Origin of the sequence: Stappia indica (genome assembly GCF_009789575.1) — a bacterium.
Taxonomy (GTDB): domain Bacteria; phylum Pseudomonadota; class Alphaproteobacteria; order Rhizobiales; family Stappiaceae; genus Stappia; species Stappia indica_A.
In genome coordinates this window covers 835999-857464 of sequence record NZ_CP046908.1, presented here as the reverse complement: position 1 = coordinate 857464, position 21466 = coordinate 835999, and the positions used below count along the sequence as shown (strand labels likewise).

The following is a 21466-nucleotide window of genomic DNA, read 5'->3' as shown; positions in this document are numbered from 1 at the left end:
ATCGTGGCGCTCGGTCAGTTTGCTCAGGCTCTGACGCGTTACGTCTTCCAGGTTCCGGTGATGGGGCTGGAGGAAACGATGATGTATCCGACGCTCTGGCTCTACATTCTCGGCGCGGTCAATGCTTCGCGCGAGAACAGCCATATCCGGGCCAACGTGCTGGAGATCTTCCTCAAGACGAAGCGCCAGCACACGATCCTCGCCATCATCGGCGAGATCCTCAGCCTGATCATCGGCCTCTGGCTGCTTTACTGGGCCTTTGACTTCACCCGCTACGCCTGGCGCGTGTGGAAGGAGAGCCCGACCCTCTACATCCCGACCTTCTACTCGGATGTGGCGTTGGTGATCGGCCTGGCGCTGATGATGCTCTACACGGTGATCCACATGGTCGGCCATGTCCGCGCCCTTTCGGGGGAGGCGGCACGATGATCGAGATCGCGCTCCTGGCCATTGCGGCCCTCGTCGTCACGCTGTCCTTCGGCGTTCCGCTGCCCTGGTGCTTCGGTGCCGCGCTGATGGTGATGTACTATCTCGGCGACGTCACCATGAAGGGCATGGTGCTCTGGGGCTTCCAGCAGCTGGGCAATCCCGTTCTGCTGGCCATTCCGCTCTTCGTGCTTGCCGGCGCGGTGATGTCGGAAAGCGGCATCGCCGCCGCGCTGCTGCGCTTCGTCAATGCCTTCGTCGGCCATGTGCGCGGCGGCCTCGGCATCGTCGCGGCGGTCAGCTGCGCGGTGATTGGCGCGATCTCCGGCTCCGGCCTCACCGGCATCTCGGCGATCGGCCCGCTCCTGATCCCGGAGATGGAAAAGCGCGGCTATCCGCGTGAATACGCCACTGCCCTGATCGCCAATTCCTCGATCCTCGGCCTGTTGATCCCGCCATCCCTCAGCATGATCCTGTTCGGCTGGGTGACCGAGACCTCGATCCTTGCCTGCTTCCTGGCGACGCTCGGGCCGGGCCTCTTGATCATGTTCAACTTCTCGGTCGTGAACCTGTGGATGTCGCGCAAGTTCAACCTGGTGCTGGACGAAAAGCCGGCGCTCGGGGACCTGGCCGGCGAGGTGGCGCGGCGCGGCGTCCATGCCTTCCCGGCGATGCTGATGCCGGTGATCATTCTCGGCGGCATCTATGGCGGCATCGTCACGCCGACAGAGGCGGCGGCGCTCGCCGTGATCTACGCCGTGCCGGTCGGCTTCCTCGTCTACAAGGGGCTGAAGCTCGACAATTTCCTGCTCGCCGGCAAGGAAGCGGCCACCGCCGTCGGCGCGATCATGCTGATGATCCTGTTCTCGATGATCGTCGGCCAGATGTTCGTCTACGAGGGTGTCCCGCAGCAACTCGTCCAGACGATCTTCGGCATCACCGAGAACAAGATCCTGCTGCTGATCATGATCAACGTGTTGCTCTTCCTGATCGGCATGGTGGTCAACGACACGACGGCGATCCTGCTCGTCGCCCCGCTCCTGATGCCGTTGATGCAGGCGATGGACGTCTCGCCGGTGCAGTTCGCGGCGATCATGGGCGTCAACACGGCGATGGGCGGGGTCACGCCGCCCTATGCCTCGATCCTCTATCTCGGCGCGCGCATCGGCAAGGTGAAGGTCACCAAGGTGATCCCGCCGGCGATGCTGCTGATCGCCACCGGATATCTGCCGGTGGTCTTTCTGACCTCGTTCTGGCCGGACCTGTCGCTCTACCTGCCGCGGCTGTTCGGCTACTGACCCCCGACAACAACAAGAAGAACGCTGACCTTTCAAAACCTGAAGAGGAGGTACTCATGAAACACATGCTGCATGTCACCGCTGCTGCCGTATGGCTGGCGACCGCCGGCCTTGCCCAGGCCGCCGACCTGAAGATCAGCCACGTGCGCCCGCAGGGCACGACCATCGACACCGAGCTGAAGGTCTTCGCCGATGCGATCCGCGAGGCGAGCGCGGGAGAGGTCAACATCCAGATCTTCGCGGCCTCTGCGCTGGGCGACTACACCACCGTGCAGGAGCGCGTGTCGGTCGGCGCCATCGACATGTCGGTTCAGCCGGCGGCGACCGCCGCCGACCGCCGGATGCAGATCGCCTCCCTGCCGTTCCTGGCCTCCAACTGGGAGGAGGCGCGCAAGGTCTACGGCCGGGGCGGGGCCATGCACGCCACGATGGCGGAGCTTTTCGCCGAGCAGGACATCACGATGCTGGCGGCCTATCCGGTCTATTTCGGCGGCATCGCGCTCAACCGCGACGCGATCACCCCCGGCACGACCGAGGCCAAGGGCATCAAGGTGCGCGTCCCCGGCATCAAGAGCTTCCAGCTCACCGGCGAGGCGCTCGGCTACATTCCCTCGCCGATCCCGTTCTCGGAGGCCTTCACCGCGATCCAGACCGGCGTGGTCGACGGGGTGATCGGTTCGGGCGCGGAAGGCTACTACTCCTCCTTCCGCGATGTGACCAAGACCTACATCCCCGCCAACACCCATTTCGAGGTCTGGTTCATGATCATCTCGACCGAGGTGTTCGAGGGGCTGAACCCGGACGTCCAGGCGGCCATGCAGCGTGTCGCCACCGAGTTCGAGACCCTGCGCTGGACCGTGGCCGAGCAGGACCAGGCGAAGAACGAGAAGCGGCTGGCCGACGAGCTCGGCACCACGGTGGTGGCGCTCTCCGAGGAGCAGCTGTCGGCGATGGCCGAAAGCGTGCGCGCGGCCGTGTGGCCCGAGGTGCTGAAGGACATCGGCGAGGACTGGGCGCGCTCGGTTCTCGAGAACACCCGCGACTGATCCTGCCTCCTGCCGGGCGGCCCCGTGCTGCCCGGCACCCTTTCCAATCTGATCGGACATCGTCATGGATTCTGACTACGCCATCATCGGTGGGGGCGTTGTGGGCCTTTCCGTTGCCTGGGGCCTGCTCGGGCGCGGGCGCTCGGTCACCGTGATCGACGGCGACGACGGCAGCTTTCGCGCCAGCCGCGGCAATTTCGGGCTCGTCTGGGTGCAGTCGAAGGGCATGACCCAGCCGCGCTATGCCAGCTGGTCGCAAGGCTCGGCCGCCGCCTGGCGCGATTTTTCCGAGGAGCTGCGCGAGGGCACGGGCGAGGATCCCGCGCTTCGGCAGGACGGCGGCTACGATCTGCATTTCTCCGAGGAGACGCTGGCCGAGACCGTCGCCCGCTACGAGGTGTTGAAGGCCAAGCTGGACGGCAACTACCCTTACGAGGTGCTCGGCCATAACGAACTGCGCATGGAGGAGCCGGCGATCGGGCCGAAGGTCGTTGGCGCGATCCTGCATCACCAGGACGGCCACGCCAATCCGCTGAAGCTGCTCCGGGCCCTGGCCGCCGATGTCCGCCGCCGCGGCGGGCGGGTGCTGAATGGCAAGACCGTGCAGTCCGTCAGCCGCAACGACGTGTTCCGCATCGAGTGCACCGACGGCACCATCGTGGAGGCGGCGCGCACGGTGCTGTCCGCCGGCCTCGGCTCGGCGGTGCTGGGGCCGAAGATGGGGTTTCGCGCGCCGATCCGCCCGCAGCGCGGCCAGGTGCTGATCACCGAGAAACTGCCCAAGATCTTCAACCGCCCCTCGCTGATCGCCCGCCAGGTGGACGAGGGCGGCGTCCAGATCGGCGTGACCAACGAGGAGGTCGGCCACAACGACACGGTGACGGTGGACGGCATTGCCGGGATCGCCGCGCAGGCCATCACCGCCTATCCGGTGCTGGCCAAGGCCCAGCTGGTGCGCGCCTGGGGCGCGCTGCGGGTGCTGTCGCCCGACGGTCTGCCGATCTACCAGCAAAGCCGGGAGATGCCCGGCGCCTATCTCGTGACCTGTCACAGCGGAGTGACGCTTGCCGCCGCCCATGCGCGCTTCCTGCCCGATTGGCTGGAAGGCACGGCGCAGGCCCCCGACCTGGAGGTGTTCAGTGAAGACCGCTTCGACCTTTCGTGAGCTGGAGCCGGAGGGGCCAAGGGTCCGCGTCCGCTTTGCGGGGCAGGACCTGATGCTGCGCGAAGGCGGCAACCTGGCGGCGGAGCTGCTCGCCGCTGGCGTCACCCCGTTTCGCCGCACGCCCGTTTCCGGCGCGCCGCGCGCCCCGTTCTGCATGATGGGCGCCTGTTTCGACTGCCTGGTGGAGATCGACGGCGTCACCCGCCAGGCCTGCATGTGCGAGGTCGGTCCCGGCATGGAGATCGCGATGCCGGCTGCGGGGAGGGACGGGGATGCGTGAGGCCGATCTCGTCATCCTGGGCGCCGGGCCCGCCGGCATGGCTGCTGCCCGGACGGCGGCGGAAGCCGGCCTTTCGGTGGTGCTGCTCGACGAGCAGCCGCGCGCCGGCGGCCAGATCTACCGCGATGTGGAGCGGGCGGGAGAGAGCCGCGCCGCGATCCTCGGGGCCGACTATCTCAAGGGTGCGGAGCTCGTCCGCGACCTGCCGCATCCGAATATCCGGCATCTGGCAGGCGCCACCGCCTGGCAGGTGGAGGAGGGGCGCCGCGTTGCCTTCACCCTCGACGGCGAGGCGGAGCTGGTCGAGGGTCGCCGGCTGCTGATCGCGACCGGCGCGCTGGAGCGGCCGATGCCGATCCCCGGCTGGACGCTGCCCGGCGTCATGACGGCCGGTGCCGCGCAGATCCTGCTGAAGCAGTCGGGCATCGTCTGCGAGGGGGCGGTACTCGCCGGCTCCGGGCCGCTGCTGTATCTCGTGGCGGCGCAGATGTGCCGCGCCGGCACGCTGCCGCTGGCCCTGGTCGAGACGCAGACCCATTCTGATCGGCTGGCCGCACTGCGCCACATCGGCGGTGCGCTGCACGGCTGGCGGGCGCTTGCCAAGGGGCTTGGCCTGCTGGCCGAGCTGCGGCGGGCAGGCGTGCGCCGCTACACCGGCGCCAGCGATCTTGCCGTGGAAGGCGCGTCGCAGGCACAGGCGCTCCGCTTTACCGCCGGCGGGCGCACCCATCGCATCGACTGTTCGACGGTGCTGCTGCATCACGGCGTCGTGCCCAACACCCAGGTCGCCCGCTCCATCGGCGTTCCGCATCGCTGGGACGACGCCCAGCGTGCCTTCCTGCCCGAGCGCGACCCCTGGGGCCGCGCGGCGGGACCGGAAGGCGTCTTCATCGCCGGCGATGGCGGCGGCATCGGCGGCGCCGGGGCGGCCGCGCTTGCCGGCCGGCTCGCCGCGCTGGCTATTGCCTGCGATCTTGGCCGCCTTGCGCCGGGCGAGCGGGATCGCGCCGCGCGGCCCTTGCAGGCGGCACTGTCGCGGGAGCTGGCGGTGCGCCCGTTCCTGGATCGGGCCTATCCGCCCTTTGCCGGCGCGCTGCTTCCAGGGGATGACACGCTGGTCTGTCGCTGCGAGGAGGTGACGGCGGGCGACATCAGGCGCTATGCCTCCATCGGGTGCCTTGGTCCCAACCAGACCAAGGCCTTCGGCCGGGTCGGCATGGGGCCGTGCCAGGGGCGCTATTGCGGGTTGACCGTGACGGAGCTGCTGGCCGCCGCAAACGGGCGCAGCCAGGACGAGACCGGTTACTACCGCATCCGGCCGCCGTTGAAGCCGGTGACATTGGGCGAACTGGCGGCACTGGCCGCCTCGCAAAGCAAGGAGACTACGGAATGATCGAACGCATCGATGTCGCGACGCGCATGAGCAAGATCGTCAAGCACAACGGCGTTGTCTATCTGTGCGGCCAGGTCGGCGAGGGCGAGACCGTCGCCGAGCAGACCCGCGACTGCATCGCCCGCGTCGAGGCTCTGCTCGATCGCGCCGGCTCCTCGCCCGAGAAGATGCTGCAGGCCATCATCTGGCTGGCGGACATGAACGACTTCGCCGAGATGAACTCGGTCTGGGATGCCTGGGTGCCGGCCGGCTGCGCACCCGCCCGCGCCTGCGGCGAGGCCAAGCTCGCCCGCGCCGACCTCAAGGTCGAGATCATCGTCACCGCCGCCTGCGACTGACGGGTTCTGCGGCGGCGGGCATGTCTCGCCGCCGCAATCATCTTCTACAAGCGGCCTCAGGCCTGCAGTTTCGAGACGCCGCACCACTGCGCGATGATGCCGGCAACCGCGCCGACGAAGCGCACGTGATCCTCGGTATCGACCCATTCGTCGACGCCGTCGTTCTGGCTGAGATCGCCGCAGAGCGGGCCGATGCCGATGGTCGGGATGCCCTTCTGGATCATCGGGTTGCGGATGTCGCTGCCCGTGTGCATCGGGTTCACATGCGCCTCCAGGCCGCAGACCCCGCGGATCGCGTCATGGGCGGCGAGCAGCAGCGGATGGTCGCCCGGCACTTCGGCGCCGGTCGTGCCGCTGTCCCAGACGATGCGCGGCGGGTTTTCCGCAAGCCAGGGATCGCTTGCAGCCGCCTCCGCCACCGCCGCCTCGATCTGCGCGCAGACGTCCGAGAGCTTTTCCGGCGGCGGGAAGGCGAGCGCCGCGCCCAGCGTGCAACTGGTCGCAAGGCGGGCCAGCCGCTTCGGATCGCCGGCCGAGATGTACGACATCATGATGTTGGTCGAGCGGCCGACCTCGCCATGCAGCGCGGGGTGGTGCACCGCCTCGCCGCGCCGGGCGTCGAGCCGCTTCAGTGCTTCCCAGACGACGTAGGCCTTGTCGATGGCATTGACGCCCAGATGCCCGAAGGCGGTCTGGAGCGGCTCGGTCGTCGGCGGCTGCCGGCCTTCGACGATTACCCGGAAGTCGACCTGACCGGAGGCCAGCGCCTTGATCTCCCGCAGTCCGACACCGGACTCGGCCGGGTGCAGGTAGAGTGCGGCATCCGCCGTCATTCCCTCCTGCATCAGCCGCGAGACGCCGCGGGCGTGGCGTTTGCTCGGCGTGCTGGCGATGAGCACGTCGCCAGCCGGGCGCAGGCCGAGAAAGGCGAGCAGCTCCAGCGCCTGCAGGCCGGCGGCAACGCCGGAGAGATCGTCGGCAACGCCCCATCCGTAGAGCCGGCCGTCCTCGACCTCGCCGGCGAACGGGTCGTGCTGCCAGCGGTCGGTGCCGGTGACGGGCTCGCCGTCCGGGTGGGCGAAGAGGATCAGGCTGCGCCCGCCGCCCGTCCCCTTGCAACGCGCGATGATGCTGGTGCGGGTCTGCGGATCGATGGCGGCCTCGCCGGCGAACTCCTCGATCATGCGCACATCCGCCGGATTGTAGGAGCTTGCCTCGACGGTGCAGCCGAGCGCCTCGGCACTCTCGGCGAACAGGGTCTGGACCGCCGCCTCGCCGCCCTTGCCGGCGCGGACATAGGTCCGCAGCCCGTCCAGAATGCGCGCGTGCTGGCGCGCCGAGGCGCTGGCGATGTCCTGCAGGATCGATGTCACGGTGGTCTCCCTGTCGGTCTTTCTGTCGGCCGTCACGTCGCGATGGCCGCCGAGCGGCGCAGCAAGAGGCGCATGACGCTGAACGTTGTGTAGTCGAGCGGATCGTGATGGACGGGGGCATCGCGCCCGTCGACGCGAAGATGCACGGGGCCGGAGGCGGAGTCGGCCTCCACCTCGAACCAGGCCTGCGTGACCGTGGGATCGGCGACCAGCGTCACCCGGGTGTCGTCGAGGCCGAGACCGGCCAGCGCGACGCCGATGGTGACATTGAGATGGCCGGGAAACTGCGCAGCGATCTCGCGGGCGCTTGCCTCCAGAAAGACAGTCGGCTCGTGCAAGCCCTTGAGGCCGATGAAGCGGTCGGCGCCCATCGTCTGCCAGCGCTCCAGCGGATAGCCGATGCGCATGGCAACGCGGGAAAGGCCGTTCTCGCGGGCGGCGGTCAGGAAGCCGATGGAGCCGAGCGCTCCGGCCGGCACCTCGATCCGGCCCGGTCCCGTGGCGGCTGCCTCCCGCAGGAGACGTTCCGTATCTCGGTCGGCAAAGGCGCCGAGCGACAGGGGCAGGATATCGCAGCCGCTGGCCAAAAGGGCAGGGGCCGCCTCGACCAGCGTTGCGGCGGAGGCGCATTCCACCGCGACGGTCGGCCGGGCTTTCAGGAAACTGTCGATGTCGGTGCAGATCGCGGCATCGGGGGCAAGGGCGGCAGCATCGCCCGCCTGGCGCTCGCGCACGAGAAGGGCTGCAAGCTGCGGTCCTTCGCTCGCATCGCGGAAGCGGGCGGCAAGTCGTCTGCCGATGGGCCCGAAGCCGATGACCCCGAGCCTGTCCCGGGGGCGGGTGCTCATCACGATGTCCAGACCGTATCAGAAAGGGGAGCGCGGCGGCGGCGATGGGGCGCCGTCCGCCGCAGGACCTGCCTGGTGCAGGGCACCTGGCAGGTCCGGGAGAGCAGGGCCGGGCAGTCGAGCCCGGCCTTCAGGCCGGAAATCAGGCAGGTCCGGGGCCGCTGATCGCGAACTTCTCTTCCTCGATGGTCAGCACGCCGTAGCGGGCGAACAGCTCGTCGTAGAAGCCGCTGGCGCGCAGGTCGTTCAGCGCGCCGACGACCGCCTCGGCCAGCGTCTTGTCGGCGAAGGCGAGCGTTGCGGTCTGCGGGAACAGGCCGGCGATGGCGCGGGTGAAGTCGTCGCGGTCCTCGAGGAACTTCGCGGTCGCGTCGATCGAGGTCGCCGCGTCGACCTGGCCGGCGCGCAGGGCCTGGAAGGCTTCCGAGAAGTTGTTGAACACGCGGACGGTGATGCCCTCGAGGCCGGCATTCTTGAGCATCGTGTCGACTTCGCGGGTGCGGCGCTCCTCGATGCCGCCGAGTTCGACGCCGACGGACAGGCCTGCCAGCTCTTCCCACTTGGTGATGTTTTTCGGGTTGCCCTTGGGCACCAGGAAGCTCACGGCGGCGCGCTCGTAAGGCACCATGTACATCAGCTTCGAGCGCTCTTCGGTCCAGAAGATGCCGGTGTTGATCATGTCCCAGCGGCCGGCGGCCAGGCCCGGCACCATCGCCGCGAACTCGACCTTGATGTATTCCGGCGTCAGGCCGAGCTTGGAGGCGATCTCCTTGCCGAGCTCGATGCGCATGCCCTGCACTTCGCCCTTGTCGTCGACGAACTGGAGCGGGGGCAGGGTCGGGTTGGTGCTCATGACGAGCGTGCCCGGCTTGATGATATGCGGCGGGGCGAGTGCCGGCTGCGCAAAGGCCGCCCGGCTGCCGAGGGCGAGGCTGGCGCCGGTGGCCGCGGCGCCCAGGAGCACGCTGCGGCGCGAGAGGCCTGCGCCGAGGATGCGATCGAATCCGTTGTTTTTCATGAGGTTATCTTCCGCTCTGGTTGGTTTGATGAGGCCTGTTTTTATATTGTATTAAGACGGTATACCATTTATATGCGGTCTGCAAGCGGTCAAAATCAAGCAAATCGGGGAGGCAGCATGGCGCGTGCAGGGACGGTTCAGACGGTGTGCGGGCCGGTCGCGCCGGAGACGCTCGGCTATGCGTTGATGCACGAGCACCTGCTGTGCGACCTGACCCCGCCGGCGCGGCGCGGCAGTGGCCTGCCCGAGGTCGAGATCACGCTGGAGAACGTCTTCGACGTCACCTACCGGCCGAACGACTATCACGGCAATCACCGGCTCCAGGACCTCGGCATCGCAACGTCCGAGACCCGCCGCTTCGCGCAGGCGGGCGGCGGCACCATCGTCGAGATGACCACCGGCGGGCTGTGTCCGGACCCGGAAGGGCTGGCGGCGATCTCGGCCGAGACCGGCGTGCATGTGGTGCTCGGCGCGGGTTTCTACACGGAAGGCTATCAGGACGAGGCGACGCTGGCGCTGTCTGTCGAGGCGCTGGCCGATATCGTCACGGCGCAGGTCGAGGAGGGCGCCTGGGGCACCGATATCCGCTGCGGCATCATCGGCGAGATCGGGTGTTCCTGGCCGCTGACCCCGTTCGAGCGGCGCTCGCTTGCCGCCGGCGCCATCGCCCAGCAGCGCACCGGCGCGGCGATCACGGTGCATCCGGGGCGCCATCCCGACGCCCCGCACGAGATCCTCGACGTCCTTCAGGCCGCAGGCGCCGACCTCTCCCGCGTCATCATCGACCACATGGACCGCACCTATGACAGCGTCGAGCAGGTGGTCGCGCTGGCGCGGCGCGGCTGCGTCGTCGAATACGACTTCTTCGGCATCGAGCAGTCGCAATACTGGATGGCGGTCGCCGACCTGCCGACCGACTACATGCGCATCCATGCGGTGCGGCGGCTGTTCGAGGAGGGGCTCAGTGGCAATGTCGTCCTGTCGCACGACATCTGCACCCGCTCGCGCCTGCAGTGCCATGGCGGCCACGGCTATGCGCACATGCTGCGCAACGTCATTCCCCTGATGCGCGACCGCGGCTTTGCGCAATCCGAGATCGACCTGCTGCTGAAAGAGACGCCGGCGCGGTTGCTGACGCTCGTTTGAGTGCGCCTCAGTCCGTCATGTTGAGGTGCTTGCGGGCGAAGTCGATCAGGCTGGCGATGTGGTTGGCGACCGTCCGGCGTACGTCGTCGGCCTCCTGCCGCTGAAGCGCGTCGATGATCATCAGGTGCTCGGTCGAATCGGGTGTCAGGCGATCCTTCAGCCGGCCGATCTCGAACAGCCTTGTGGTGGCGCGCAGGTTGCGCAGCACCTGGGCCATCACGTCGTTGCCGCAATGGTCGATGATCAGCCCGTGCAGGTGGTCGTCGGAAAACCAGTGCGCATCCGTGTGATAGCTGGTCGTGCCCATCAGGTCGTCGATCTCGTGGCGGACCTCGATCAGCTTGCGGCTGGGGATGCTCCCCATCGCCTGCACCGCCGCCTCCGGCTCGATCAGCAGGCGCAGCTTCAGGCTCTGGATGTACTCGCCGATATCGACGTGCCGCACCACGTAGTTGCGCCCGTCGCCCTTGTGGACGAGGCCTTCGCCTTCCAGCCGTTGCAGGGCCTCGCGCAAGGGCGTGCGCGAGACGCCGAGCGTCTCGGCAAGCCGGGCCTCGACGATGACATGGCCGCCGCCGAGCTTGCGGTGGCGAATCATGTCCGACACGGCGTTGTAGGCCAGCGAGGCCAGGCTGTGGCTTCCGCGGGCGGACGCGCCGCCGCCGTTTTCCTCCGTAACGCTCACTTGGCATGCCCCTCCGAAGGCTTGGTATTGCGCGGGCCCGACCTCATGCGAAATGCTTTCCTTGGCAAGAGGCATGCGGCATAGCAGTCCTGATCGTCAAATGGTGAAGTGGAGACGGCACATGGCCGAGCAGGAAACCGGCACGGAGACAAGTCTCGCGGACGAGACCTATCGCGCCCTGCTGGAGGAGATCCTGTCGGCGCAGCTGGCCGGAGGCGTCGTCATTCAGGAGCGGCGGCTCGCCGCCCGCCTCGGCGTGTCGCGCTCGCCGATGCGCGATGCGCTCGGCCGGCTGGAAGGGCAGGGGCTCCTGGTGCGCAACGGCAAGAGCATGCTCACCGTGCGCGTCATCACCCTGAAGGACTATCTCAACAGCCTGACCATGCGCCTCTTGGTCGAGCCGACGGCCGCTGCGCTCGCCTGTCCCGAGATCGCTGAGAGCAAGCTCGCCGAGCTTGCCGCCATGCTGCGCGCCATCGAGGACGACCCCGACCCCGATCCGGCGATGATCTGGCGCTTCGACGATGCGCTGCACCAGGGGCTGGGCGAGGCGAGCGGCAATCCGTTCATGGCCGAGACCATCGTCCAGATGCGCCGCTACACGACGATCTTCGAGCGGCAGCGGCGGCTGGCGCAGCGCAAGCCGGGCCTCGAGGACCACCGCGAGATCCTCGCCGCGCTGGCCGCGCGCGATCCTGAAGGCGCACGCCAGAGCATGGCGCAGCACCTGGAAAAGGTGCGCCAGCGGGTTCTTTCCACCTACTGAGATCGCCGCCGGGCGGGACGAGACGGGCGCCATCTGTGCCTTTCGGAAACGGCCTGGGGAGGCCTTGCGGGAGAGGCGTGCACAGGTCCGACAAAGGGACTTGCGCATGTCCTGTTGCTGTGTATTAAATCGGTATACCAAATGAATGCGGGAAAAGCAAACCAACCCGTGGCCCCATCTCACCCCGCTGTCTCTTCCCTTTTGGAAGGGCGCGATCCTGTCGCTGGCGCTTGCATGTCGTTCGACCCGTTCCGTCCCCGAAAGCCTGCAGCCGGTCCCCGGTCTGCTCCCCTCGGGGAGGCGGTGCCGGCCGCCTCCTGCCGCACCCGATAGAAAGGCCCGCCATGTCAGTCTGGAACTGGTCAGGTTTCTTCAACTATCTCACCAACGCCTACATTCTCGAAGGCGTCTTGACGACGATCTGGCTGACCTGCGTCTCGCTGCTGTGCGGCCTGTTCCTCGGCTTCCTCATCGCCCTGATGCGGCGGTCGAAGCTGCAGGTGCTGCGCGCCATCGCCTGGTTCTACATCTGGCTGTTCCGCGGCACGCCGCTCCTGGTGCAGCTCATCGTCATCTACACCGCGCTGCCGCAGCTCGGCATCCGCTTTTCGGTGGTGGAGGCGGCGCTGATCGGCCTTGCCCTCAACGAGGCGGCCTATCTTGCCGAGATCATCCGCGCGGGCATCGAGGCGGTGCCGGAAGGCCAGTCGCGGGCGGCGAGGGCGCTGGGCATGACCGAGCGCCAGATCATGCGCTACATCATCATGCCGCAGGCCTTCAAGGTCATCATCCCGCCGCTCGGCAACTCGGTGAACGGCCTGTTGAAGACCACTTCCGTCACCTCGGTCATTTCCATGGAAGAGCTGCTGCGCCGCACGCAGGTGCTCATCCAGGAAAAGTTCATGGTGCTGGAGCTCTTCGCGGTCGCGGCCCTCTACTACCTCATCCTGACAACGCTCTGGGACTTCGTCCAGCGACGCATCGAACGCCGGTTCGGCCAGTCGACCGCCGCCGTGGGTCTCACGGAAAAGCGCTGAATCTCCATAAGGGTACCTTCAAATGTCCACGAAATTTCGCGGCGTCTTCACCGTGATGATCACGCCGGTCGACGGCAACGGCAGGCCCGATCTCGCAGCGCTCGCGGCCTTTACCGACTGGCAGATCCGCGAGGGCGTGCACGGCCTCATCCCGCTCGGTTCCACCGGCGAGTTCCTGTCGCTGTCCGAGGATGACAAGGAGGCGGTGGCGCGCACGGTGATCGACACCGCCGCCGGCCGGGTGCCGGTGCTGATCGGCACCGGTGCGGAGGACACGCGCGAATGCGTCCGGCTCGCCCGCAAGGCGCAGGAGATGGGCGCCGACGGCGTGATGATCATCCCGCCGTTCTACTCCACCCCGACCGATGACGAGCTGGTCGAGCACTACCGCACCATCGCCGCCGCCATCTCGATCCCGATCATGGTCTACAACAACCCGGCGACGTCGAATGTCGACATGAAGCCGGAGCTGCTGGCCCGCATCGCGCAGATCGACGGCTGCGACTACGTCAAGGAATCCACCCTCGAGGTGACGCGCATCCGCGACATCGTTCGCCTCGCCGGCGATCGCATGGTGCCGTTCGGCGGCATCCTCGGCTTCGAGTCTTTCGTGATGGGCGCGCAAGGCTGGGTGGCGGTCGCCTCCAACGTCGCGCCGGGGCCGATGTCGCGCATCTTCACGCTCGCTGCCGACGACAAGGACTACGATGCGGCCCGCGCGCTCTATCTGGAGTGGCTGCCGATCATCCAGGCGGTCGGTGGGCAGGCCTATGTCGCCGGCACCAAGTCGCTGCTCTCGCATATGGGCTTTGCGACCGGCGCGCCGCTGCCGCCGCGCCTGCCGCTGCCGCCCGCACAGGACGCGCAGATGAAGGCATTGGTCGAGCAGTTCGGCCTGCGTTTCGAGACCTGACCGGAGACAGACCCATGTCCGCTGCGGCCCCGCACGACGCCAGGCCGGCCCTGAATGTCCTCACCGTCCATCTGGACGGCGAGGCGCACCGTGTCGATGCAGGCACGTCCGTCGCCGCAGCCCTTGCGGCCAGCGGGCGGGCGTCCTTCTCGCGCGATGCTGCGGGCCGTCCGCGCGGGCTCTTCTGCGGCATGGGCGTCTGCCACGATTGCCTGGTCACCATCAACGGGCGCACCAGCCAGCGCGCCTGCATGACCAAGGTGCAGGACGGCATGCGGGTCGAGCGGCAGGCCGCCCGTCCCGACATTCTCTCGCCGGCGCTCGCCGATCTTGCACCCGTGCCGGCGGAGCTGCCCTCGCGTGCCGTCGATGTCCTCGTCGTCGGCGCAGGGCCGGGCGGTCTCTCCGCTGCCATTGCCGCGGCGCGTGCCGGCGCCGGCGTCACCCTTGTCGACGAGCGGCCCGCTGCCGGCGGCCAGTTCTATAAGCAGCCGGCAACCGGGGACGCGCGGGCAGCGCTTGCCCGCGACCGGCAGGCGCAGGACGGTGCCGGCCTTGTCGCCGAGGCCCGTGCCTGCGGCGCGGAGCTTCTCTCCGGCGTTACCGTCTGGGGCGCCGAGCGCCCGGCGGACGGCGCCCCCGTCCTCGGCTGCCTCGGCCCGGACGGCGCCTTCTACCTGCGCCCGCGCATGCTGGTCATCGCCACCGGCGCGTTCGAGCGGCCGGCCGCGCTTCCCGGCTGGACGCTGCCGGGCGTCATGACCACGGGCGCGGCGCAGACCCTCCTGCGCAGCTATGCCAGTCTTCCCGGCCGCCGCTTCGCCATCACCGGCAATGGCCCGCTCAACATCCAGGTGGCCGGCGAGATCCTGCGCCATGGCGGCGAGGTCGTGTGCCTGGCCGACAGGGCCCGCGCGCCCTGGTCGAGCCCGCGCGATGCCATCGCCATTCTGCAGGCCGATCCGGCGCTGGCGCTGAAGGGCATGGGCGAGATCGCCGCCCTGCAGCGCGCCGGCGTTTCCATTCGCTGGCAGACCCGCGCCGTCGAGGTGCTGGGCGAGAGCCGCGCCGAAGCCGTGCGCCTCGAAGGTCCGTCCGGCGAAGAGGTGCTCGAGGTCGATACGGTATTGGTCGGCGGCGACTTCGCCCCGTCCAACGAGCTGTCGCGCCTGCTCGGCCTTGCCCATGTGGTTGCCGGCGACGGCACGCTGGTCGCCCAGTGCGAGGAGACCGGCGAAAGCTCCGACCCGCAGGTGCATATCGTCGGCGAGGCCGCGCGCTTCGGCGGGGCCCATGTCGCCATGGCCGCCGGCCGTCTGGCCGGCCTCGCCATCGCGCGCAAGCTCGGGTTTGCCGCCGAGACCGATCCGGCCGCGCTGCGCCGGCTTTCCCGCGCTCGCCGCTTTCAGGCGGCGCTGTGGCAGCTGTTCCGCCCGGCGGAGGAAGCGCAGACCGACGCCGGGACCACCCTGTCCTGCCGCTGCGAGAGCGTCGGTTTGAGCGTGCTGCGCGAGACGGCAGCCGGCGGCCCGCCGGACATCGCCAGCTTGAAGCGCCTGACGCGCGCCGGCATGGGCCGCTGCCAGGGCCGCTATTGCGGGCGCACGCTGACCGCGCTTGCGGGGCGTCCGGCCAACGAGACGAACGGCTTGCTCGCCCCGCAAATGCCGCTGCGGCCCGTGCCGCTGGCAGCGCTTGCCGTCGAGAAGCCCGAATGGGGCGGCCACAAGCGGGCCTTGCTGCCCGAGCGCCCGCCGCTGGAGGCTCCGGGACCGCTGCCGATCCGTGAGGTCGCAACCCTCGTCATCGGCGCCGGCATCGCAGGCCTGTCGACGGCGCTCTTCCTCGCCGAGGCGGGGGAGGAGGTGGCGGTCCTGGAGCGCGGCTTCCCCGGCGGGCTCGCCTCGGGCGGCAATGCCGGCAGCCTGCACGCCCAGTTGCTCTCCTTCGACCACGGCGCCAAGGCGGAAGGAGACGGCGGTGCCGCCGCCCGCACCCTGCCGCTGCAGCTTGCATCCATCGACCTGTGGCGGGAGCTGGAAGTCCGCCTCGGCCGCGACTTCGAGATGAAGATCACCGGCGGGCTGATGGTCGCGGAGAGCGAGGCGCATCTGCGCTTCCTGGAGGAAAAGACCCGCGTCGAGCGCAGCCACGGCATCGACTGCCAGGTGATCGGCCGCGAGGATCTCGCCCGGCTGGAGCCGGGCCTGTCGCCGGCGATGATCGGCGCCGCCTATTGCCCGCAGGAGGGCAAGATCAACCCGCTGGTCGCCACCCGCCATGTGCTGGACGCCGCCGTCTCGGCCGGCGCCCGGGTGTTCGACCGCACCGAGGTTCTGGCGATCCGGCGCGAGGGCTCGGGCTTCGTCGTGGATACCTCGCGGGGCGCCTTGCGCGCCGGGCGTCTCGTCAATGCCGCCGGTGCCTTCGCCGCCCGGATCGGCGCCATGCTCGGGCTCGACGTGCCGGTCTTCGGCGCGCCGCTGCAGATGGTGGTGACCGAGGCCGCGGCGCCCGCCGTTTCCCATCTCGTCGCCCATGCCGACCGGCACCTGACATTGAAGCAGGCGGCCAACGGCAACTTCCTGATCGGCGGCGGCTGGACGGCCGGCCTCGACCCCGTGCACAGCCATCCGCGCCCGCTGTTTTCCAGCCTGGAAGGCAATCTCTGGGTCGCCCAGCATGTGGTGCCGGGCCTGCGCAAGCTGCATGTGATCCGCAGTTGGGCAGCGATGAACATCAACATCGACGGCGCGCCGATCCTCGGGCAGCACCCGGCGATGCCCGGCTTCTTCAACGCCGTGACGTCGAACGGCTACACGCTCGGCCCCATCGTCGGGCAGCTGACGGCGGCGCTGGTGCGCGGCCGCGATCCCGGCCGCGACCTCACGGCCTTTTCCATTTCCCGGTTCCAAGGAGGGTGACCATGATCGAGATCACCGGAGTGACGAAGTACTACGGCAAGTTCCCCGTCCTGAAGAACTGCTCGACCAGCGTCGCCAAGGGCGAGGTCGTCGTCGTCTGCGGACCGTCCGGTTCGGGCAAGTCCACCCTCATCAAATGCGTCAATGCGCTGGAGCCGATCCAGGAAGGCTCGATCCGGGTCGACGGCGTCGAGGTCAACGATCCGCGCACCAACCTTCCCGAGCTGCGCTCGCTGGTCGGCATGGTGTTCCAGAATTTCGAGCTGTTCCCGCATCTCACCATCGAGAACAACATCATGCTGGCGCAGCGCATCGTGCTGAACCGCAACCAGAAGGTTGCCCGCACCAGGACGATGGAGCTCCTGGAGCGCGTCGGCATGAGCGGACACGCGCACAAGTATCCGGGCCAACTCTCCGGTGGCCAGCAGCAGCGCGTGGCGATCGCCCGGGCGCTCGCCATGAACCCCAAGGCGATGCTGTTCGACGAGCCGACCTCCGCGCTCGACCCGGAGATGATCTCCGAGGTGCTGGACGTGATGACCTCTCTGGCGCGCGAGGGCATGACGATGATGGTGGTCACCCACGAGATGGGCTTTGCCCGGCGCGTCGCCACCCGCATGGTGTTCATCGACCAGGGCGAGATCGTCGAGGACCGCCCGACCGAGGAGTTCTTCACCGCCCGCCACAATCCGCGCACCGAGGCCTTCCTCGGCAAGATCCTGCATCACTAAGGGGCCGACCATGGAGCGTTTCGACCTGATCGTGCGCGGCGGCACCATCGCCACCGCCTCGGACGTGTTCCGCGCCGATATCGGCATCCGCGAGGGGCGCATCGCCCAGATCGGCGAGGCGCTGACGGGCGAGTGCGAGGTGATCGACGCGAGCGGCAAATATGTGCTGCCCGGCGGCATCGACAGCCATGTCCACGTCTCGCAGCCCTCGGGCGAGGGCATCGTCATGGCCGACGATTTCGAGAGCGGCACGCTCTCGGCCCTGTTCGGCGGCAACACCACCATCATGCCCTTCTGCCTGCAGGAGAAGGGGCGGCCGATGCGCGAGGCGCTGACCGCCTATCACAAGCTGGCCGAGGGCAACTGCTACACCGATGTCAGCTTCCACCTGATCGTCTCGGACCCGACGGACAGTCTGCTCGGCCAGGAGCTGCCGGCGCTCGCCGCCGACGGCTATTCCTCGTTCAAGGTCTTCATGACCTACGAGGACCTGCGGCTCAGCGATGCGGAGATCCTCAAGACGCTGGACGTCGCCCGCTCGACCGGCGCCACCGTCATGGTCCATTGCGAGAACGAGGACGCGATCCGCTTCCTCATCGCCCGGCACGAGGCGGCCGGCGACGTCGTCCCGCGCGCCCATGCCTCCACCCGTCCCGTGGCGGTTGAGCGCGAGGCGACGCACCGGGCGCTGTCGCTCGCCGAGATCGCCGACGTGCCCATCGTCATCGTCCATGTCTCCAACGGCGAGGCGATGGAGGAGATCGCGCGGGCCCGCGCGCGCGGGCTCAAGGTGGTCGGCGAGACCTGCCCGCAATACCTGGTGCTCACCGCCGAGGATCTCGACGGCATGGACTGGGAGGGGGCGAAGTTCGTCTGCTCGCCGCCGCCGCGCGACAAGGCGGCCCAGGCCGAGTGCTGGCGCGGCATCGAGACGGGCGTCTTCGACCTGTTCTCCTCCGACCATTGCCCGTTCCGCTACGACGACGAGCGCGGCAAGCGCAATCCGAAGGGGCTGACCAGCTTCCGGCACATTCCCAACGGCATTCCCGGGGTCGAGACGCGGTTGCCGATCCTGTTTTCCGAAGGCGTGATGAAGGGGCGGATCGACCTGCCGCGCTTCGTCTCGCTGGCCGCGACCGCCCATGCCCGCACCTACGGCCTCTATCCGGAAAAGGGCACCATCGCCATCGGCTCGCATGCCGACCTGGCGATCTGGGACCCTGCGGAAAAGCGCACCATCCGCCATGCGGACCTGCATGACGGGGCCGATTATTCGCCCTACGAGGGGCTGGAGGTCACCGGTTGGCCGACCACGGTCATCCTCGGCGGCCGGGTGATGGTCCGCGACAACATGCTCGTCGGCGCCAAGGGCGACGGCATCTACCGGTCGGCCCGCACCCGCAGTGCCGCACCGCTCTGAAATCCCAAAGGAGGAAACGACATGAAGATCAAGATCACCGCCGGCCCCTTCACCTTCGATGCGGTGCTGGAGACCGAGAAGGCGCCTGAGACCTGCAAGGCGTTCCTGGCGCGCATGCCCTTTGCCGGGCAGATCGTGCATGTGCGCTGGTCGGGCGAGGGCGTGTGGATCCCGCTCGGCGACTTCTCCTTCGGCGTCGGCTACGAGAATCACACCAGCCACCCGGCGCCGGGCCACATCCTGCTCTATCCCGGCGGCATCAGCGAGACGGAGATCCTGCTCGCCTATGGCGGCGTCGACTTCTCCTCGAAGATGGGCCAGCTCGCCGGCAACCACTTCGTCACGCTGACCTCGAACCTCGACAAGCTGCCCGAGCTCGGCCGCAAGGTCCTGTGGGAAGGCGCGCAGGACATCCGCTTCGAGGCGGCCTGACCTTCCGGCTCAGTCCAGAACGGCGAACTGGTCGAGGATCCAGAAGACCTCCGCGGCCAGCGCCAGCACCAGAAAGGCGATGTGGAAGCGCGGCGCGCGTATCCACATCGCCGCAACGGCCAGGGCGGCGAGCCCCGTCTGCCGCAACGGGTAGAACGTCCCGAACGAACGGAAATGTTCCGCTCCCTTCATCGCCGTGTCCAGCATGTCGAGGCAGAACAGCGTCGCCAGCAGCCCGTAGAACCACTTCTGGCGGGTGTGGAAATAGTCCCGGTAGCTTGAATTCTCGCCGACCTTGTCCGGAAACAGGATGGCGCAGGTGAAGAAGAAGCACGAGGCGTAGGCCACCACCAGGAAGTAGAGGCCGAAGGTCCAGCGCTCGATGCGGGCAAGGCCGATCTCGAACCACCAGAAATGCATCACCGCCAGCAGCAGGAACAGCGCCCAGCCGATATGGACGCTGTAGAGATGCTCGCGCCGCGGGTGCTGCACCATGTTGGCGAGCCCGTTCAGCAGCCGCGCCACGCACAGGCCGGTGATGATGCCGATGAACACCCGCACATGCACGAAGGCGCCGGGATTGGAGACCAGTGTTTCCATCACGCTGCGTCCTCCCGTCTTGCCCGCCTCACGGCGTCAGCCTGATCGCCGTGGTTTCCTTGCCGGTGCGGATCACGAACATCGTGTAAAAGCGTGCCACATTGGTCTCGTTGCGGAACAGACGTTCGCACAACCCGTCGAATTCCTCCATGCCCGACAGCCGCAGCATCAGGACCACGTCGGTCTCGCCGCTGACGCTGTAGGCCTGCACCACGGCCGGCTCGTTCTCCACCAGCGCCAGGAAGCGGCGGGTCTGCTGCTCGCCGTGGCGCTCCAGCTCCACCGTCACCACCGCCTTCAGGCCCTTGCCGGCGCGCGCCGGGTTGAGGATGGCGACCGTGCGGTCGATGACGCCGGTCGCCTTCAGCCTGCGGATGCGGCGCAGGCAGCTCGACGGCGACAGGCCGACCTCCTCGGCAAGGTCGGCATTGGTGCGCGCGGCGTCCGCCTGCAGCAGGTTCAGCAGCTTCCTGTCGATGCGATCCATGGCCCCTCCGGCGGTCGCGACACTATGCAATAAAATTGCACGAACTTGCAAAGTCTGACCAAAAATGCCGCGCGGCTGCGGTATCGGTAGGGCACGAAAATGTTGGAGTGACTCGAATGTCTGTGCGTGCGCAGCTGATCCGGCGGACCCGCGAAACCTTTGGAATCTATTGGGAACTGGTGCGCATCATCGTGCCGGTCATGGTGATCGTGGAGATCCTGGCGCGTCTCGGCGCCATCCGCGCCATGTCGCCCTATTTCGAGCCGGTGATGCAGCTCTACGGCCTGCCGCCGGAGATCGCGCTCGCCTGGCTCACCGGCCTGCTGATCGGCCTGTGGGGCGCCATCGTCATCGTCTTCGCGCTGGTGCCGGTGTCCGAACTCACCGTCGCCGACATGACCGTCTTCTCGACCCTGCTGCTCTTCGCCCATGCGCTGCCCATCGAGCAGCGCATCATCCAGCGCGCCGGGCCGGGCTTCTGGATCACCACGGTGCTGCGCATCGTCGGTGGCCTCGCCTGCGCCGCGTTCCTCCACCAGCTCTATTCCGCGACCGGCTGGCTCTCCACGCCGCTGTCGCCGGTCTGGATGCCGATGGAGGAGACCTCGACCTGGATCGGCTTTGCCATCGGCCTCGGCAAGACGCTGCTGATGATGCTGGTGATCCTGTTCGGCCTGTGCTGGCTGATGGACATCCTCAAGGTCACCGGCATCATGGACCGGCTGATCCGCGCGCTGGTGCCGCTGTTCCGTCTCGCCGGCATCGCCCCGCCGGCCGTGCCTTTCGCCTCCGTCGGCCTGCTGCTCGGCATTTCCTACGGCGGCGGCCTGCTGATCCGCGAGGCGCGGGAATCGCGGGTCGACCCGCGCCAGGTGTTCCTCGCCAGCGCCTTCATGGGCTTTGCCCACAGCCTCATCGAGGACACGCTGATCGTCGTCGCGGTGGGTGCGGATTTCGCCAGCGTCTTCTTCGGCCGGCTGCTCTTCGCGGTGGTCGCGACGGCGGTGCTGGCGCGGCTCCTCTCGCTGATCCCGGACTGGATCCTCTTCGCCGAACCGGCGCAGGCCCGTGCCGCGCGCGAAGCCGGTACCGATACGGCCTGAGCCGATGTCCTTCGGGCTCGCGGCAGCTGTCGCCGCC

Annotated in this window: 22 protein-coding genes; 16 read left to right on the top strand and 6 right to left on the bottom strand. The window is 68.2% G+C overall.

Features of this window, described 5'->3' with window-relative positions; all coding sequences use genetic code 11:
- The first annotated feature begins 3 nt into the window (after positions 1–3).
- The 7 genes from GH266_RS04000 (at position 4) to GH266_RS03970 (ending at position 5946) form a co-directional block, all read left to right on the top strand.
- Positions 4–429, top strand: coding sequence for a TRAP transporter small permease (locus GH266_RS04000; RefSeq protein WP_209001538.1), 426 nt, complete (start codon positions 4–6; stop codon positions 427–429).
- The gene (locus tag GH266_RS03995) at positions 426–1724 is read left to right on the top strand and encodes a TRAP transporter large permease (RefSeq protein WP_158192749.1); all 1299 of its coding nucleotides are present in this window, start codon (positions 426–428) and stop codon (positions 1722–1724) included. Before GH266_RS04000 ends, GH266_RS03995 begins: the two co-directional genes overlap by 4 nt.
- A gap of 56 nt (positions 1725–1780) precedes the next feature.
- Positions 1781–2770, top strand: a complete 990-nt coding sequence (dctP, locus tag GH266_RS03990; protein WP_158192748.1) for a TRAP transporter substrate-binding protein DctP — start codon at positions 1781–1783, stop codon at positions 2768–2770.
- Between the two features lie 64 nt (positions 2771–2834).
- Complete coding sequence (locus GH266_RS03985) at positions 2835–3935, top strand: NAD(P)/FAD-dependent oxidoreductase (protein ID WP_158192747.1); 1101 nt, start codon at positions 2835–2837, stop codon at positions 3933–3935.
- The gene (locus tag GH266_RS23430; RefSeq protein WP_425329561.1) at positions 3910–4215 is read left to right on the top strand and encodes a (2Fe-2S)-binding protein; all 306 of its coding nucleotides are present in this window, start codon (positions 3910–3912) and stop codon (positions 4213–4215) included. Before GH266_RS03985 ends, GH266_RS23430 begins: the two co-directional genes overlap by 26 nt.
- Positions 4208–5608, top strand: a complete 1401-nt coding sequence (locus GH266_RS03975) for an FAD/NAD(P)-dependent oxidoreductase (protein WP_158192745.1) — start codon at positions 4208–4210, stop codon at positions 5606–5608. Before GH266_RS23430 ends, GH266_RS03975 begins: the two co-directional genes overlap by 8 nt.
- On the top strand, positions 5605–5946 hold the full coding sequence (locus GH266_RS03970) for a RidA family protein (protein ID WP_158192744.1): 342 nt from the start codon (positions 5605–5607) through the stop codon (positions 5944–5946). The genes GH266_RS03975 and GH266_RS03970 overlap by 4 nt, the downstream gene beginning before the upstream one ends.
- 56 nt (positions 5947–6002) lie before the next feature.
- Here GH266_RS03970 and GH266_RS03965 read toward each other — a convergent pair whose 3' ends face one another.
- The 3 genes from GH266_RS03965 to GH266_RS03955 form a co-directional block, all read right to left on the bottom strand.
- Entirely contained in the window at positions 6003–7319 is a 1317-nt protein-coding gene (locus tag GH266_RS03965; protein WP_158192743.1) for a M20/M25/M40 family metallo-hydrolase, read from the bottom strand.
- A gap of 32 nt (positions 7320–7351) precedes the next feature.
- Positions 7352–8167: an aspartate dehydrogenase domain-containing protein gene (locus tag GH266_RS03960; protein WP_158192742.1), complete on the bottom strand. Its 816-nt coding sequence runs from the start codon at positions 8165–8167 to the stop codon at positions 7352–7354.
- 142 nt (positions 8168–8309) lie between these two features.
- The gene (locus GH266_RS03955) at positions 8310–9185 is read right to left on the bottom strand and encodes an ABC transporter substrate-binding protein (protein WP_158192741.1); all 876 of its coding nucleotides are present in this window, start codon (positions 9183–9185) and stop codon (positions 8310–8312) included.
- Positions 9186–9302: 117 nt separating this feature from the next.
- On the opposite strand from GH266_RS03955, the gene GH266_RS03950 reads away from it, so the two are divergent.
- Positions 9303–10331: a phosphotriesterase family protein gene (locus GH266_RS03950; protein ID WP_158192740.1), complete on the top strand. Its 1029-nt coding sequence runs from the start codon at positions 9303–9305 to the stop codon at positions 10329–10331.
- A gap of 7 nt (positions 10332–10338) precedes the next feature.
- Here GH266_RS03950 and GH266_RS03945 read toward each other — a convergent pair whose 3' ends face one another.
- Positions 10339–11016 (bottom strand): GntR family transcriptional regulator, encoded by a 678-nt coding sequence (locus GH266_RS03945; protein ID WP_199270436.1) that lies wholly within the window; start codon positions 11014–11016, stop codon positions 10339–10341.
- Positions 11017–11137: 121 nt separating this feature from the next.
- Between GH266_RS03945 and GH266_RS03940 the strand changes: the two genes are divergently transcribed.
- The 7 genes from GH266_RS03940 to GH266_RS03910 all read left to right on the top strand — a co-directional run bounded on the left by GH266_RS03940 (position 11138) and on the right by GH266_RS03910 (position 19239).
- The gene (locus GH266_RS03940; protein WP_158192738.1) at positions 11138–11782 is read left to right on the top strand and encodes a GntR family transcriptional regulator; all 645 of its coding nucleotides are present in this window, start codon (positions 11138–11140) and stop codon (positions 11780–11782) included.
- A 344-nt stretch (positions 11783–12126) separates the two neighbouring features.
- A complete protein-coding gene (locus tag GH266_RS03935; RefSeq protein WP_158192737.1) occupies positions 12127–12819 on the top strand; it encodes an amino acid ABC transporter permease in 693 nt (230 codons plus the stop codon).
- Positions 12820–12841: 22 nt separating this feature from the next.
- The gene (locus GH266_RS03930) at positions 12842–13732 is read left to right on the top strand and encodes a dihydrodipicolinate synthase family protein (protein WP_158192736.1); all 891 of its coding nucleotides are present in this window, start codon (positions 12842–12844) and stop codon (positions 13730–13732) included.
- Positions 13733–13746: 14 nt separating this feature from the next.
- Positions 13747–16656, top strand: a complete 2910-nt coding sequence (locus tag GH266_RS03925) for an FAD-dependent oxidoreductase (RefSeq protein WP_158192735.1) — start codon at positions 13747–13749, stop codon at positions 16654–16656.
- 2 nt (positions 16657–16658) lie between these two features.
- Positions 16659–17387, top strand: coding sequence for an amino acid ABC transporter ATP-binding protein (locus GH266_RS03920; protein WP_158192734.1), 729 nt, complete (start codon positions 16659–16661; stop codon positions 17385–17387).
- Between the two features lie 10 nt (positions 17388–17397).
- Entirely contained in the window at positions 17398–18807 is a 1410-nt protein-coding gene (hydA, locus tag GH266_RS03915) for a dihydropyrimidinase (RefSeq protein ID WP_158192733.1), read from the top strand.
- Positions 18808–18828: 21 nt separating this feature from the next.
- Entirely contained in the window at positions 18829–19239 is a 411-nt protein-coding gene (locus GH266_RS03910; protein ID WP_158192732.1) for a DUF3830 family protein, read from the top strand.
- A 9-nt stretch (positions 19240–19248) separates the two neighbouring features.
- Here GH266_RS03910 and GH266_RS03905 read toward each other — a convergent pair whose 3' ends face one another.
- Positions 19249–19839, bottom strand: a complete 591-nt coding sequence (locus tag GH266_RS03905; RefSeq protein ID WP_158196033.1) for a hypothetical protein — start codon at positions 19837–19839, stop codon at positions 19249–19251.
- A gap of 28 nt (positions 19840–19867) precedes the next feature.
- A complete protein-coding gene (locus GH266_RS03900; protein WP_158192731.1) occupies positions 19868–20326 on the bottom strand; it encodes an Lrp/AsnC family transcriptional regulator in 459 nt (152 codons plus the stop codon).
- 116 nt (positions 20327–20442) lie between these two features.
- Here GH266_RS03900 and GH266_RS03895 point away from each other — a divergent pair, with 116 nt between their 5' ends.
- Positions 20443–21429, top strand: a complete 987-nt coding sequence (locus GH266_RS03895; protein ID WP_158192730.1) for a nucleoside recognition domain-containing protein — start codon at positions 20443–20445, stop codon at positions 21427–21429.
- Positions 21430–21466: the final 37 nt, after the last annotated feature.